Annotated in this window: 15 protein-coding genes and 1 tRNA gene; 4 read left to right on the top strand and 12 right to left on the bottom strand. The window is 68.9% G+C overall.

The window, feature by feature from the left end; all coding sequences use genetic code 11:
* Positions 1 to 16: 16 nt before the first annotated feature.
* Entirely contained in the window at positions 17 to 898 is an 882-nt protein-coding gene (gene rfbA, locus JHE00_RS07205; protein WP_200316099.1) for a glucose-1-phosphate thymidylyltransferase RfbA, read from the bottom strand.
* Between the two features lie 52 nt (positions 899 to 950).
* Positions 951 to 2,093, bottom strand: coding sequence for a sialidase family protein (locus JHE00_RS07200; RefSeq protein WP_200316098.1), 1,143 nt, complete (start codon positions 2,091 to 2,093; stop codon positions 951 to 953).
* Between the two features lie 166 nt (positions 2,094 to 2,259).
* Here JHE00_RS07200 and JHE00_RS07195 point away from each other — a divergent pair, with 166 nt between their 5' ends.
* On the top strand, positions 2,260 to 2,670 hold the full coding sequence (locus JHE00_RS07195; RefSeq protein WP_200316096.1) for a DUF3592 domain-containing protein: 411 nt from the start codon (positions 2,260 to 2,262) through the stop codon (positions 2,668 to 2,670).
* 49 nt (positions 2,671 to 2,719) lie between these two features.
* On the opposite strand, the gene JHE00_RS07190 is transcribed toward JHE00_RS07195, so the two are convergent.
* Complete coding sequence (locus JHE00_RS07190) at positions 2,720 to 3,211, bottom strand: YajQ family cyclic di-GMP-binding protein (RefSeq protein WP_200316094.1); 492 nt, start codon at positions 3,209 to 3,211, stop codon at positions 2,720 to 2,722.
* 119 nt (positions 3,212 to 3,330) lie between these two features.
* Between JHE00_RS07190 and JHE00_RS07185 the strand changes: the two genes are divergently transcribed.
* Positions 3,331 to 3,412: transfer RNA gene (locus JHE00_RS07185), tRNA-Tyr, on the top strand.
* A 67-nt stretch (positions 3,413 to 3,479) separates the two neighbouring features.
* Here the strand turns inward: JHE00_RS07185 and JHE00_RS07180 are convergent.
* Positions 3,480 to 4,970: an alpha/beta hydrolase gene (locus tag JHE00_RS07180; protein ID WP_230423155.1), complete on the bottom strand. Its 1,491-nt coding sequence runs from the start codon at positions 4,968 to 4,970 to the stop codon at positions 3,480 to 3,482.
* 199 nt (positions 4,971 to 5,169) lie between these two features.
* On the opposite strand from JHE00_RS07180, the gene JHE00_RS07175 reads away from it, so the two are divergent.
* Entirely contained in the window at positions 5,170 to 5,979 is an 810-nt protein-coding gene (locus JHE00_RS07175) for a S1 family peptidase (protein ID WP_230423154.1), read from the top strand.
* A 75-nt stretch (positions 5,980 to 6,054) separates the two neighbouring features.
* On the top strand, positions 6,055 to 6,324 hold the full coding sequence (locus tag JHE00_RS07170; protein WP_200316093.1) for a hypothetical protein: 270 nt from the start codon (positions 6,055 to 6,057) through the stop codon (positions 6,322 to 6,324).
* Positions 6,325 to 6,327: 3 nt separating this feature from the next.
* Here JHE00_RS07170 and JHE00_RS07165 read toward each other — a convergent pair whose 3' ends face one another.
* The 8 genes from JHE00_RS07165 to JHE00_RS07130 form a co-directional block, all read right to left on the bottom strand.
* Positions 6,328 to 7,842 carry an alpha/beta hydrolase gene (locus tag JHE00_RS07165; protein WP_230423153.1) on the bottom strand — a complete coding sequence of 505 codons (1,515 nt, stop codon included), beginning with the start codon at positions 7,840 to 7,842 and terminating at the stop codon, positions 6,328 to 6,330.
* 104 nt (positions 7,843 to 7,946) lie between these two features.
* Complete coding sequence (locus tag JHE00_RS07160; RefSeq protein ID WP_200316092.1) at positions 7,947 to 8,651, bottom strand: alpha/beta hydrolase; 705 nt, start codon at positions 8,649 to 8,651, stop codon at positions 7,947 to 7,949.
* A 32-nt stretch (positions 8,652 to 8,683) separates the two neighbouring features.
* The gene (locus JHE00_RS07155) at positions 8,684 to 9,277 is read right to left on the bottom strand and encodes an HNH endonuclease family protein (protein ID WP_200316091.1); all 594 of its coding nucleotides are present in this window, start codon (positions 9,275 to 9,277) and stop codon (positions 8,684 to 8,686) included.
* A gap of 83 nt (positions 9,278 to 9,360) precedes the next feature.
* The gene (locus JHE00_RS07150) at positions 9,361 to 9,849 is read right to left on the bottom strand and encodes an NUDIX domain-containing protein (protein ID WP_200316090.1); all 489 of its coding nucleotides are present in this window, start codon (positions 9,847 to 9,849) and stop codon (positions 9,361 to 9,363) included.
* Entirely contained in the window at positions 9,850 to 10,119 is a 270-nt protein-coding gene (locus JHE00_RS07145; protein WP_200316089.1) for a hypothetical protein, read from the bottom strand.
* Between the two features lie 181 nt (positions 10,120 to 10,300).
* Positions 10,301 to 11,440, bottom strand: a complete 1,140-nt coding sequence (locus tag JHE00_RS07140; protein WP_200316088.1) for an ABC transporter substrate-binding protein — start codon at positions 11,438 to 11,440, stop codon at positions 10,301 to 10,303.
* A 37-nt stretch (positions 11,441 to 11,477) separates the two neighbouring features.
* Positions 11,478 to 13,238, bottom strand: coding sequence for an ABC transporter permease (locus JHE00_RS07135; protein ID WP_200316086.1), 1,761 nt, complete (start codon positions 13,236 to 13,238; stop codon positions 11,478 to 11,480).
* A complete protein-coding gene (locus tag JHE00_RS07130; RefSeq protein WP_200316084.1) occupies positions 13,235 to 14,329 on the bottom strand; it encodes an ABC transporter ATP-binding protein in 1,095 nt (364 codons plus the stop codon). The genes JHE00_RS07135 and JHE00_RS07130 overlap by 4 nt, the downstream gene beginning before the upstream one ends.
* Positions 14,330 to 14,331 lie beyond the last annotated feature (2 nt).

The raw sequence follows: 14,331 nt of genomic DNA, 5'->3' as shown, positions 1-14,331 counted from the left end.
GGCGCGGTACTGAGGCTCAGCCGGTCGCGCCCGCCAACCTCGCCACGTCCATCACGTAGTCGCCGTAGCCGCTCTTGGCGAGCTTGGCGCCCAGCCGGAAGCACTCGTCCGGGCTGATGAAACCCATGCGCAGCGCGATCTCCTCGAGACACGCGATGCGTACACCGGTGCGGTGTTCGAGCACCTGCACGAACTGGGCGGCCTCCAGCAGCGAGTCGTGGGTGCCGGTGTCGAGCCACGCGAACCCGCGGCTGAGCTCGACCAGCCGGGCGCGATGCTGGTGCAGGTAGGTCATGTTCACGTCGGTGATCTCGAGCTCGCCCCGCTTCGACGGCTTGAGGTTCCTCGCGATGTCCACGACGTGGTTGTCGTAGAGGTACAGACCGGTGATGGCCCGGTTGGAGCGCGGGTGCTCGGGCTTCTCCTCGATGGAGAGCAGCCTGCCGGTGCCGTCGGTCTCGCCGACCCCGTAGCGCCGGGCGTCCTTCACCGCGTACCCGAACAGCACGCAGCCGTCCATGGTGGACACTTCCTGCTCGAGCGTCTTCGAGAAGCCCTGGCCGTAGAAGATGTTGTCGCCGAGGATCAGCGCCACGTCGTCGTCGCCGATGAAGTCGGCGCCGATCACGAACGCCTCGGCCAGCCCGTTGGGCGCGGCCTGTTCGGCGTAGCTCAGCTCGAGGCCGAACTGGTTGCCGTCGCCGAGCAAGCGCCGGAAGTTCGGCAGGTCCGTCGGCGTGGAGATGATCAGCACCTCGCGGATCCCGGCCAGCATGAGCACCGAGAGCGGGTAGTAGATCATCGGCTTGTCGTAGACGGGTAGCAGTTGTTTGGAGATCGCCTGGGTGATGGGGTGCAGCCGGGTGCCGCTGCCACCGGCCAGCACGATGCCCTTCATCCGTGTACTCCCGCCCTCGCTCGCCTCGTGAACGGCCAGGGTATCGCGAGGCTCAGCCTGCCGGGCCCTTACCAAAGTAGGCCTTGCACACACCGCCGGTGTAGTCGGCCGCGACCTGCAGCACGTTCTGGCCGTCGTCCACGGGCAGGAGCGTGGAGCTGTAGTTCGGGCACCAGTTGTCGTAGGGGTCGTTCACGTGGACGGGTGCGGGCACCTCGTACCAGTCGCCGGAGCCCAGGTGGTCGTTGGCGAGCAGCGTGCGGCCGTTGCCGGGCAGCTTCTTGCCGTTCCGGTCCACGTAGATCTGGCCGACCATGAGGATGCGGGTGCCCGTCGGACCGCCGGGGAACAGGCTGATCGTCTGAGCGTGCTGGAAGTGCTTGCCGTTCGCGGCCTGCACGCGGGTGCCGGGCGCGGCGGGGTCGCCGAAGTTGGCGCCGTCGGGGGAGATCTTGAAGTACGGGTCGCAGAAGCGGTCGCCGTAGTTGCAGATCTCGTACGCGAAGTAGTACCGCCCGTCGGGCAGCCTGCGCACGATCGGCATGCCGGGGCGCACGCGGTCGGGCGGGATGGCCATGGTGCGCTGCTTGGTGCCCCAGTTGGTGCCGTCGACGCTGGCGACACGGTTGAGCACCTGGGCGTAGCGCGGGGCCTCGGTCTCGTCGGCGTAGTGCATCCACAGGGTGCCGCCGGCGTCGACGGTGAACTCGGGCTCCCACACGCCGTCGTAGTTGTGGGAGCGCACTGGCTCGGCGAGGAACGACCAGGTGCGGCCCATGTCGCGGCTGGCCCACACGCGGATGCCGATCTGCCGGTCGTCGCCGCCCTGCTGCCGGTAGCTCGCCGCCCACAGCAGCGTGCCCGCACGCATGCGCCCGACGCGTTCGGGCAGCTCGTAGAGGGTGCCGCAGCACATGCCCTCGGCCCCGGCCGGATCGCGCACGGTGCCGACGCGCGAGAACGAGCTTCCCTCGTCGGTGCTCTCGTAGATCGGCGTGTAGTGCCCGTTCGCGTCCTTGCTTGTCATCGCCGCCAGGATGCGCCCGTCGCTGAGCGGCCCGCCGTGCTCCAGCCGGATCAGGCGGGGATAGGCGCCGAGGCCCTCGTGCAACAGCGTCCGCTCGGCCGCCGAGACGGGCGAGGCGAGCCCGCTGACGACGAGCACGCTGAGCAACAGGACGAAGACCTTGCGCATGAAATCCCCCTTCGCGCCGTGACCGGGGGATTACACCATGTTTGGATCTTCCGTCGCGAGACTCTCGCGCACATGCCGGGGGCGATCTCCGACTTTCGGAGGGCCCGGCTCGATAGCCTGCCGCGGGGGCCTGATCGAAGGGCCGCGCAGGCCATCGGGAGGGTTCGTGGACGAGCTGTCTTTGATCGGGATCGCCGGGCTCTGCCTCCTCGTGGCCGGGATCGGCCTGCTGGCCAGGGCCCGGCTGTTCCGTGCTCGCGCGGCTCGCGCCTCGGGCCGGATCGTCAAGGTCGACGTGACGGCGGTGGAGAACGGCAGCAACGTCCGGACCGCGACCGTCGAGTTCGTCACCGAGGACGGGCGCGAGATCACGACCAAGGGCGGCGACATCGGGTCGCGGCGCCTGCGCGAGGGCAGCCGGGTCACGGTGCTGTACAGCCGAGGGAACCCGGACGTCGCCTACATCGAGGGCACGTCGATGCGCGGCGGCTGGATCGGCTGGCTGCTCATCTCGTTCGGGCTGTGCGCCGTGCTCGTCTTCGTGCTGGGCCTGCTGGTCGGTCCCGAGGCGGGGTGAGCCTGCGCACGACCTGCGGCGCGAGTGGCCGCAGGTCAGCGCAGGTGTGTCACCGGTAGTTGGTGAACTGGAGCGCGATCTCGAAGTCCTTCTCCTTGAGCAGCGAGATCACGTCCTGCAGGTGGTCCTTCTTCTTGCCGGACACCCGCAGCTGCTCGCCCTGGATCTGCGCCTGCACACCCTTGGGGCCCTCGTCGCGGATGTACTTCGCGATCTGCTTGGCCTTGTCGGTGGCGATGCCCTCGATGATCTTGCCGTTGATCTTGTAGGTCTTGCCGGAGATGGCGGGCTCGCCAGCGTCGAACGCCTTGAGCGAGATGCCGCGCTTGATCAGCTTCTCCTTGAACACCTCGACCGCCGCGAGCGCCCGCTCCTCGGTCTCGGCCTCCACGACCACGGCCTCGGAGCCCGACCACTCGATCTTGGCGCCCGTGCCGCGGAAGTCGAACCGGGTGGACAGCTCCTTGCCGGCCTGGTTCAGCGCGTTGTCCACCTCCTGGTGATCAACCTTGCTCACCACGTCGAACGATGGATCGGCCACGTCACACACCTCGTAGTCTGCTGGTTGGGATGGGTCCACCCTAGTCACGGCGAACCCCCGCGGCAGGCAGGACAGGGGCATTGGGTACTCTATTGCTCGGCCGGGCACGCCCCGGCTCCGGCGGGTTGCCCGAGCGGCCAAAGGGATCTGACTGTAAATCAGACGGCACTGCCTTCGGGGGTTCGAATCCCTCACCCGCCACACCAGCCAGATCGGCCCCGTGACCATACGGTCACGGGGCCGATCTCGTTCTGTCAGTCGTCCAGCATCAGTCCGCCTGGCAGACCTGGTCCTTCGGCAGCTCACCGTCGACCAGGTAGCTCGTGCCGATGTTCAGCGCGCACGAGTTGTCGCTGAGCAGGTAGGTGCCGTGTCCGGACTCGTCGGCGCTCACCAGCCGTGACCGGTCCTCGAACTTCTCCCTCATCAGCTCGCCGTTGCGGTGAGGGGTCACCGGGTCACGCTTGTTCTGCATGATCAGGATGTTGGCCGGGCCCTCGTCGTTGATCGCCACCGGCGGCTCGGTCCGCTCGTGTGCCCAGAAGGCGCAGGGCTGGATGTTCGCCGCGGCCGCTCCGTACATCGGGTACTTCTCGCGGTCCTCCGCGACCGCGCTGCGGTAGGTGTCGACGTCCTCCGCCCACTCGACGTCGTTGCAGGTCACCGCGAGCAGCACCGACCACGCGTTGTCGCTCGGCGACGGGGCCGCGTCCGCGGCGGCGTCCGGCTCCGGCGGGGCCGCGCCCTCCTCCGCGTCGAGCACGTACTGCCACGTCTGCGCGAGCTCGCCGTACTGCATCCGCTGGTAGAGCAGTCCCAGGGTGGCGGACCGGAACTGGGCGCCGTCGATGCCGGGCATGGGGTGTTCGTCGAGGCGCTCGGCCAGTTCGAAGTAGGTCTCGCGCACCTGCTCGGGGGTGCTGCCGAGGCCGTAGGTCTCGTGTCGCGCCGCCGCCCACATCGCGAAGTCGGGGAACGTGTCCTCCATGCCCAGCGCGTAGCGGCGCAGGCCGTCCCGGCCCAGGTGGGTGTCGCCGAGGTTGCTGTCGAGCACCACGCGGTCGGTGCGTTCGGGGAACAACGACGCGTAGGTGGCGCCCAGCGCCGTGCCGTAGGAGTAGCCGAGGTAGCTGGTCTTCTCCTCGCCGAGCGCGGCGCGGATCCGGTCGAGATCACGGGCCGTGTTCTCGGTCGACAGGTGCTTCAGGCGGTCGTCGTTCTTCGCGCACTGCTCGGCCACGTCCTTGGCGATCCTCGCCTGTTCGGTGACCGCGGCGTCGTCCGGTGCGTACACCGGGAGGTTGCCGCCGTACTCGGTGTCGACGGTGAAGCCGCACCCCATCTTGGTCGAATGCCCGACGCCGCGGGTGTCCATGCCGATCACGTCGTAGCTGTCCATGACGCTGTTGGGCAGTCCCCTGGACACCAGGAACGCGGGCTGCGTCAGCCCGGACCCGCCCGGGCCGCCCGGGTTGAGCATCAGCACACCGCGCCGCTTGTCCGGTTTCGTGCTGGCGAGCCGAGAGATCGTGAGCTCGATCTGCTCACCGTCCGGTGTGGAGTAGTCCAACGGCACCGTGACCGTGCCGCACTCCAGCTGCGTCGGGGCGGCTCCGGCCACGACGTCCTCGGGGCACGGCCCCCACTTCACCCGCGTTGCGGGCTCGTCGGCCACGGCTGGTGCCGCGAACATCGAGCCGCTGAAGCCGATCGCGGCCAGTAAAGCCAGTCCGCGGCTCGCGCGACGTTTTCGGTTCATGCCAGTCTCCCCGGGGTACTGGTGTGTGGTCCTTCTTGGTCGAGACCACTCCACCGTGTGCCCCGAGGGCAGGGTCAAGCGCCGTTGTTCCATAGAACTTTCTGGTGGGGTGCACCTGTGCTTGTGGGCGATGTCCCCGCGCGTCCCGATCTCTAGTTTCGGTTGTGCCAGCGAAGTTCGAGAACGAGAAGGGTGAGGCATGTTCGACAGGGAGCGGACCGAGCGAGGCCGTGATCACCGGATGGCGCGCATGGGAGCGGTGCTGGCCGGCACGCTCCTGGCGGCGACCGCCTTGGCCCCACCGGCGGGCGCGATCATCGGCGGAGACGACGCGAGCGAGCGGTACGACTTCATCACGGCCGTGTACGACGGTCAGGGCATGCACCTCTGCGGTGGCGCGCTGGTGTCAGAGCAATGGGTGCTCACGGCAGGACATTGTCTCGGGCCCGAGCAGCTCACCGTGCGCGTGGGCAGCACCGACCAGAACCAGGGCGGCAGCGAGCGCACCGTCACCGAGGTGGTCGAGCACCCGGACTACGAGATGATCGACGTCAGCGACGATCCTGCCTACCCCAACTCGCAGTACCTGCTGCGCAACGACCTCGCGCTGCTGAAGCTGGACGCGCCCGTCGAGCAGGACCCCGTCGAGTTCTCCGACGGCCCGGCCACCCCGGGCACGGACGTGCGCGCGCTGGGCTGGGGGATGCTCGACGAGTTCGGCGAGAAGGGCAAGCCGGACGTCCTCCAGCAGTTGGACACTGAGATCGTGGCGCCCGAGCGGTGCGCGGAGCTGGACGACGACCTGTGTTCCCAGCACCCCACCGAGGAGGCTCAGGTCTGCACGGGCGATTCCGGCGGCCCGATGCTCGTCGGGAGGGACGGCGAGTGGGAGCTGGCCGGGGTCACGAGCCGCGACGGCGACTTCGACGTCAGCCCGCTGTGCGTGGGTCCGACGGTCTTCACCGACGCCGTGGCGCACGCGGACTGGGTCACCACAACGGTGCGGTGACCGAGCACGACGCTGCAGGGGGACCAGGCCGTTCGGCGGCTGGCCGTGTTCCGGCGCCGTGCCAGGCTGATCATCATGAGGCGGAAGCGGTCGCGCGAGGACGAGCCCCTCGCCGGGTGCATCGCGGTGACGGGCACGGTCGCCGCTCTGATGTGGACGACCGCCTTCGTGTTCTCCCACACGTGGTACCACGGCGTTATCGCTGCGACGTGGGTTCTCATCGCGGCAGGCTGGTGGGTCAAGTCCGCTCGGCAGCGCAAACACGAGTCGGCGCCGGTTCGGGACCCGAACGGTGAGACGACGAAGGGCGGGACGGCCGAGGCCGCCCCGCCCTTCACTGATTGATCGTCAGCCTGCTCGGCAGAACTTGTCCCACTTCGGCATCTCGCCGTCCACCAGGAAGTTCGTGGTGACGTCCAGCGCGCACGAGTTGCCGCTGAGGAGGTAGGCGCCGTGCCCGGTGGCGTCGACGCTCACCAGGCGCGAACGGTCCTCGAACTTCTCCCGCATCAACTCGCCACCGCTGTGCGGCGTGGCAGGGTCGCGCAGGTTCTGCGTGATGAGGATGTTCTCCGGACCCTCGTCGTTGACCGCCACCGGCGGCTCGACGGGCTCGTGCTCCCAGAAGGCGCAGGGCAGGATGTTGGCCGTCGCGGCGCCGAACAGCGGGTACTTCACCCGGTCCTCCTCCACGCCCTTCCGGTAGGTGTCGACGTCCTCGGGCCACTCGACGTCGTTGCACGTGACGGTGAGGAAGACCGACAGCGAGTTGTCCATGTCGGGTGCCTCGGCGTCCTCGCCGGCCGCGGGCTGGGGCTCCTGCCCGTCGGGGTCACGCATCGACTGCCAGCTCTGCGCGAGCTGGGGGTATGCCTGTTCCGAGAAGAGCGAGCCGAAGACCGACATCCGGAACAGGGCGCCGTCCATGCCCTCCACCGGCGTCTCGTCGAGCTTCTCGGCGAGCTCGAAGTAGGTCTGGCGGACCTCCTCGGCGGTGCTGCCGAGGCCGTAGCTGTCGTCGCGCTCGGCGGCCCACTTCGCGAACGTGGGGAACGAGTCCTCCATGCCCTGTGCGTAGCGGCGCAGGCCATCGCGGTCGAGGTGGGTGTCGCCCAGGTTGCTGTCGAGCACGATCCGGTCGGAACGCTCGGGGAACATCGACGCGTACGCCGCACCCAGCGCCGAGCCGTAGGAGTAGCCGAGGAAGCTCGTCTTCTCCTCACCGAGCGCTGCCCGGATCCGGTCCATGTCGCGGGCCGTGTTCGCCGTGGTGAAGTGCTTGAGGGTGCCGTCCTCGTCGTTCGCGGCGCACTGCTCTGCCACCGACTTGACGACCTCGGCCTGCTCCAGCACGGCCGCGTCGTCGGGCGCGTACGGCGGCACGTTCATGGTGTACGGGCTGTCAGGCGTGAAGCCGCAGCTCACCGGCGCCGAGCGCGCGATTCCGCGGGAGTCCATGCCGATCACGTCGTAGCTGTCGGAGACGCTGGTCGGCAGTCCCTGCTGCACCAGGAACCCTGGCTGCGACAGCCCGGAGCTGGTCGGGCCGCCCGGGTGGAGCATCAGCACGCCGCGGCGCTTCTCCGGGTTCTGGCTCGCCAGCCGGGAGATGGCGATGTCGATCCGCGGACCGTCCGGATTGGAGTAGTCCATCGGCACCGGCACCGTGCCGCACTCCAGTACGGACGGAGCGGCCTCGGCCGCGACGTCCTCCGGGCACGGTCCCCACTTCACCGTCGATCCGGGATTCTCCTTGGGTGCGGCTTCGTCCGCCGCCACGGCCGGTACCGCGAACATCGAGCCACTGAGCCCGATCATGGTCAGCAGGGCCAAACTTCGGCCCGCACGACGCTGTTGACGCATGTCCCATCTCCCCGGCTTGCTGATCCTGTGGTTGCTCTGGTCGAGACCACTCCACCGCCTGCCCTTGGGGCAGGGTCAAGCGCGCCGCACGGGAGATCACCCGGCTACCGGGTGAGAGTCGCGGCCACCCAGCTCATCGCCCGGTCCACAGCGGCCCGTCCGTCGGCGTGCGGGCCCTGGGTCTCGAAGCCGTGTGGCGCCTTGCCGACCTCGAGCACCTCCAGGTCGGCGTCGACGGCGCGGGCGGCCGCGGTGAACGCGTCCTGGGTCTCGGACAGGAACTCGAGTTCCCCGTCGACCCTGGTCAGCAGCTTCGGCAGCGCCGGGTGTTTCGACACCGCCGACACGGCGTCGAAGCGGGGTGCGTCGCCGGGCCAGTTCGGTGGCGCGGCCAGCGCCGGGTAGGTCAGTGCGATGCCCCGGAGCCAGTCCGGCGGCTCCCGCAACCAGGCCGCTGACAGCGCGCCGCCCGCCGAGAAGTGCCACAGCAGGATCCGGCCGGGATCCACCGTGTCGAGGCCGCGCACCCGCTCGACGGCCGCCGCCAGGTTGTCGGCCGCCTGCGGGAAGTGGGCGTCGGAGTGCAGGCCGTGGTTGAAGGTGACGCCGACCAGACCCGACCTCGCCGCCAGCGAGCCGTAGCCGCGGTACATCTCGGAATCCTTCGGGCTGCTGCCCTCGGGGACGGGCCCACCGTGCACGAAGATCACCGCGGGCAGGCGGACACTCGTCAGCGAGTGGACGTCGAGGCCGGAGTGGGACACCGGCTCCACGGGCAGGACATCGTCGAAGAACCGCGGTTCGATCATGCCTCCAGAGAACCAGCGCGCGGTGACCTTCGCTAGCAGCGCCGAAGCACCGAGTTGATCGCCTCCGACTCGGCCTGGTCCACGGTGAGGTCGTACTTCGCCTTGGTCTCGACCCAGCGGATCACGTAGCCGCAGCGATCCTCCTCCGGCAGCCACGTCGCCGGGTCCTGGTCGCCCTTCTGCCGGTTGCTGCGCGCCGTCACCGCGACCAGCACCTCCGGGTCGTTCGCGTAAGCCTCGCGCTCGGCCTCGCTCCAGTCGCGGGAACCCGAGCGGGCCACCTCCGCCAACGGGACGATGTGGTCGATGTCCAACTCGCCCGCGTCCGTGACCACCACGCCGTCGTAGACGCTGGTCCACTCGCCGGTCACCGTGCAGTCGTCGCCCACGCTGACCGAGCGGCCCTGCTCCTGCAGGATCTCGTCGCGCACGTCGCAGCCGTCGCCGATGTAGTCCCAGTGCGGCCAGTCGTCGCGGTCGTAGCGGGCGCCGGTGTCCTCGGGTGCCTCACGCAGTTCCGGCAGTTGCTCCGGCGAGGAGGTGTCGGCGGGGGCTTCGGGCAGCTCGCACGCCGTGAGCGTGAACGTGGCGGCGATGGCGACGAGAACGGGAGCGACGGTCTTCACCCGGAGATCATCTCTGGTCGCCGCCCGTGTTCGGTGCAGCGACAGGGCAGGACGGGGGAGGACAGGAGAGGACAACGTCACACTCACCCCGTCACGGGCACGCCGTTTTCGCACAGTGCGAGCTCGTCCCGCTGCGCGGCGCGGACGGCGGCGCGCACTCTGGCGAGGAGCCGTGGTCCCGTCCTCGCCGCCACCTCGTCCAGCGTGCACAGTGCCACCGAGACGATCTCGGGGTCGGTCAGGGGCAACGATCGGACCTCGGCCTCGGTCACCACACCGCCGTCGAAGACGAAGCCGATGCCCTCGGGCAGCGGTCCGTTCGCGGTCACGTGGTCCACCACGAGTATCCGGCCCGTCGCGCCGTCGAAACCCAGCTCCTCGCGGACCTCGCGACGCGCCGCCGTCCACGGCGCCTCGCCCGAGTCGACCGCACCACCCGGGAGGTCCCAGAACGGTTTGTACGAGGGTTCGACCAGCAACACCCTGCCGCCGTGGTCACGGAAGAGCACGCCCGCGGACATCCGTTTGCGGTCGAGCGAGCGTACGTATGCGTCGAACGGGAGAAGCTCCACTCACGCCGTCTCGTCGAAGCCCGCGAACAGGTCGCACTCCTCGCGGGGATGGGACTCGTGCTCGCGGCACAGTTCCGCTCCGTACGCGGTCACCTCGCCGCGGTCGCGCCATTCGGTCGCGGCCTGAAGCGCTTCCTCGCGGCTGTAGATGCCGACCACGAGACAGCCGCTCTGCAGGGAGAACACGCCGTACTCGACCTCGTCGCCTTCCGGCGGAACTGACCACTCGCTCAGGGAAGGGGTTCGCTCGAGTGTCTCGCGTTCGTTCATCCCGGAGACCTCCAGCAGTCGGTCGCGCCACCCGGATGGTTGCGGAACCGTTGCCGAACACGATGAACGATGCGAAGGAGCCGGGCAAGTCAGTCACCCGGCTGCCGCACGACTTGTGAAGAAATCCAACTTTCCGTAGAGCGAAACCGGGGTGCGGGCGAATCCGCACCCCGGCCACGCCTCAGCCTGTGAAATGAAACGCTTGGTTCCATGACTGGATCGTGCTCGCCGAGCGCTGGGCCGCGTCCTCCGGCGTGAAGAGGTGGAACTGCTCCGAGTCGGCGGGAGGCAGCTGGTACTCACCCGTCGGCGTCGGTTCCAGGCCCGGGCGGGCCGGCACGAAGCCCTGTGCCGCGGCGAACTTCTGGCCCGCCTGCGACATCGTCCAGTTGATGAAGACCTTCGCGGCCGCGCTCTTCTCTCCGGCCGGGGTGAGGCCCATCAGGTTGAACGAACCCGAGATGCCGTCCTCCGGCACCACCAGTTTCAGCGGCGCGCCGGCCACCTCGGCGCCGTAGGTGCTGTTGAAGCCCAGCGTCGCGACCGTGATCTCGCCTCGGGCCAGTGCCTCCAGCTGCACCGACGTGGTGTCGAAGATCCGTGGCTGCTGCGCGCCGAGCTTGCTGACGTAGTCCTCGCCGAACGCGTCGAGCTGGAACGCGGCCAGCGCTGTCACCGTGCCGCCCGCACCCGCGTGCACGACGCCCAGCTTGCCCTTCCACTTCGGGTCGAGCAGGTCCGCCCACTTCTTGGGCACGTCCTCGCCCTGCACCGCGGCCGAGTTGTAGCCGAACGCGTAGGCCGAGTAGTAGGCCGTCAGGTACTGGCCGTCGTTGAAGACGACGTTGTCGCCCTTCTTCAGCTCGTCGTACGACGGCGGCTTGTACGGCACGTACACGCCGCGCTCGGCGAACTGCTCGGCCACCAGCGGGTCGGTGACGCGCACGACGCCCGCGCCGAGCTGGTTCGCGCCGTGCTCACTGAGCACGCGCTCCGACAGCTTGTTGGTGGGCATCCGCGTCAGTTCGATGTCGATGCCCGTCTCGGCCTTGAACCGCGCGATGGTGAGGTCCTCGCTCTCCTTGCCGGAGCCCGAGTACAGCACCACCTTGTCCTTCTTGGCCTCCTCGAGGAGCTGCTTGTCGGCGATCTTCTCGCCGTCGATCACGAGGCCGTTCGAGGTGTCGATCTGGGCGGGCATCGGCAGCACCTCGTTGCGGGCGGCCTCGCTCGCCGGTGACTGGCCTGAGCCGCCCCCGCACGCCGTTGTCGCCACGAGCAATGCGGTGGCCGCGGCCGCCAGCGTCAGTTTTCTCCGCATCGGATTCAACTCCTTTGTCGTCCTGATGTCGTCTGAGTCAGGGGTTCATGCCGCCGGAGCCGAGCCGGCGGGGCAGGTACGAGAGCACGAACATGATCAGGCAGTAGATGACACTCATCGCCGCGGCCTGTTGCAGCGCCCCGCCGTTCTCGAACTGGTCGAAGATGGTGATCGACAGGATGTGGGTGTCCGATGTGTACAGGAACAGCGGAACGGTGAGCTCTCGCATCGAGAGCATCAGCAGCATCAGAAACGTCGACGCGATGCCCACGCGCATCAGTGGCACGGTGATCGAGAGGACCGCCCTGGATCGCCGCGCACCGTGCAGCACGGCGTTGTCCTCCAGGTCGCGCTCCGTGGACTGGATGGACGACGCGATCCCTCGCAGACCCTGCGGCATCTGCACCGCGACGAACGCGATCATCAGCACGGCCAGCGTCCCGTAGAGCGGCACCGGCATCACCAGCCACGTCCACAGCAGGCCCATGCCGAGCACGATCGCGGGGATCGCCAACGGCACCATCGACACGCCTTCCAGTGCACCGCGCGCCTTGGCCTTGGTGCGGTAGACCGTGTAGCCGACCAGGAACGCCAGCAGCGTGCCCGCCGCGGCGGAGACCACGGCCACGATCACGCTGTTGCCCGCCGAGTCCAGGAACAGGTCCGACTGCAGGACGCGGCCGAACGAGCCGAAGTCGATCGCGCCCGGCACGGCCAGGTCGCTGAACGACTGCATGTAGGGCGAGGTCCGCACCGCCGTGAGGATCAGCGCGGCCAGCGGCAGGACGATCGCCAGCAGCAGGTACACCAGCGCGATCGCGAACAACGGCCAGCGCCAGCGGCCCAGCGAGATGCGCCGCGCCTTGAGGCCCTTGCCCGACACCGTGGTGTAGGAGCGGCGGGCCAGGATCCGGCGCTGGCCCAGTGTCACCAGCAGCACCACGATCACCAGCACCACGGCCATCACCGCGGCCTCGTTGCCCCGCGAGGGCGAGGCGTTCATGAGGCGGTAGATGAACGTCGGCAGCGTGTCGATCTGGCCGGGTGTCGCCAGGACCTGCGAGACGGGGAAGTTCTCGAAGATGTGGGTGAACACCAGCAGCGCCGAGCCAAGGATCGCGGGCATCGCGAGCGGGAAGGTGACGCTGCGCAGCATCTGCCACGTCGACCCGCCGTGGACGCCCGCCGCGTCCTCCAGGTCGGGGTTCATCAGCGACATCGAGCTGTGCATCAGCAGGAAGGCGTACGGGGCGTAGAACATGCCCATCACGAGCACGACGCCGAACATGCTGTAGATGTTCACGGTGAAGTCGATGCCGAGGTCGCGCATGCCGATGTTGAGCAGCCCGGCCACGGGACTGCCGAGCTGCGACCACGCGAGCGCGCCGACGTAGGACGGCAGGAACAGCGGCATCAGCCCGATCAGGAACACGAAGCCGCGCATCGGGATGTTCGTCCTGGCCGTCGCGAACGCGAGGAAACCGCCGATCAGCAGCGCCAGCAGCGTGGCCGAGACGCCGATGATCAGCGAGTTGACCGTCGCGCGCAGCACGCCCGGCTCGATGAAGACCGCCAGGTGCTGCAGCGTCAGGTCGAAGTTGATGCTGCCGGGGCGCGGGATGTCCACGCTGAACGCGGCGAGCAGCACGAAACCGGCGGGGACCAGGATCAGGAACGACACCACGAACAGCAGGGGAAGGCTCCCGAGGCCCTTTGGCCTGCGCCTGCGCCTGCGCCCGGACGGAGCCGGTAACGGCGCCTCCTGTGGCGCCGCGGGGCGGGTCTGCACGGTCGTCATGCGGCCACCTCGTCCTGCGCGGGAGTGTCGGTGACCTCGTCGGGCAGCACCAGCAGGGACTCGGGGGCGATCTCGACGCTCGCGCGCTCACCCCTGGCCAGCGCACCGGGACCGGCCGGGCACACGGCGTCGACCGTGGGGCCGCCGTCGAGCGCCACCTGGTAGCGCACCGACGAACCCTGGTAGACGCACACCTCGACGGTGCCGGCGAAGCCGTCGGAGCCCTCCGTGCGCACCACGACGTCCTCGGGTCGCACAGCCACGCTCGCGGCACCGTCCGGAGCCGCGACGGCCGTGCGCAGGGACAGCGCGTGGTCGGCGAGGTGCACCTCGTTGCCCGAGGCCTCGCCGACGGCGAACACGTTGGTGACGCCCATGAACTTGGCGATCGACGCGCTCGCCGGGCTCGCGTAGACCTCCTCCGGCGTGCCGAGCTGGGTGATGCGCCCGCCCTGCATGATCGCGATGCGGTCGGCCAGCGCGAGCGCCTCCTGCTGGTCGTGCGTCACGTACATGCTCGTGAGCCCGCGCTCCTGCTGGATGTGGCGCAGCTCCACGCGCAGGTCCTCGCGCAGCCGAGCATCCAGATTGGACAGTGGCTCGTCGAGCAGTAGCACGCTGGGCTCCATCGCCATACTCCTGGCCAGCGCCACCCGCTGCATCTGACCGCCGGAGAGCTGGCTGGCACCACGCTCGGCGAGGTGGTCGAGCCCGACCAGCGTCAGCACCTCCATCGCCTTCTCCCGCGCGGCGGTTCGCCGGACCTTCTTCATGCGCAGCGGGAACATCACGTTCTCCACCACCGTCTTGTGCGGCCACACGGCGTAGGACTGGAACACCATGCCGACGTTGCGCCGGAACGAGGGCACCGAGCGGCCGGTCTCGTGGTCGAACACCACGGTGTCGCCGATCGAGATCCGGCCTCCGGTGGGTTCCTCGAGCCCGGCTATGCAGCGCATGGTGCTGGTCTTGCCGCAACCGGACTGTCCGAGCAGGACGATCGACTCGCCGTCGCCGATCGTGAGGTCGAGCCCTTTGACGGCGGCGAAACCGCCGTAGGCGAGGCTGAGATTGGTGATCGTCACCTGCATGA

Source organism: Prauserella cavernicola (genome assembly GCF_016595675.1).
Lineage (GTDB): Bacteria > Actinomycetota > Actinomycetes > Mycobacteriales > Pseudonocardiaceae > Prauserella_A > Prauserella_A cavernicola.
The sequence above is the reverse complement of the archived record's forward strand: the minus strand, read 5'-3'. Positions and strand labels throughout refer to the sequence as shown.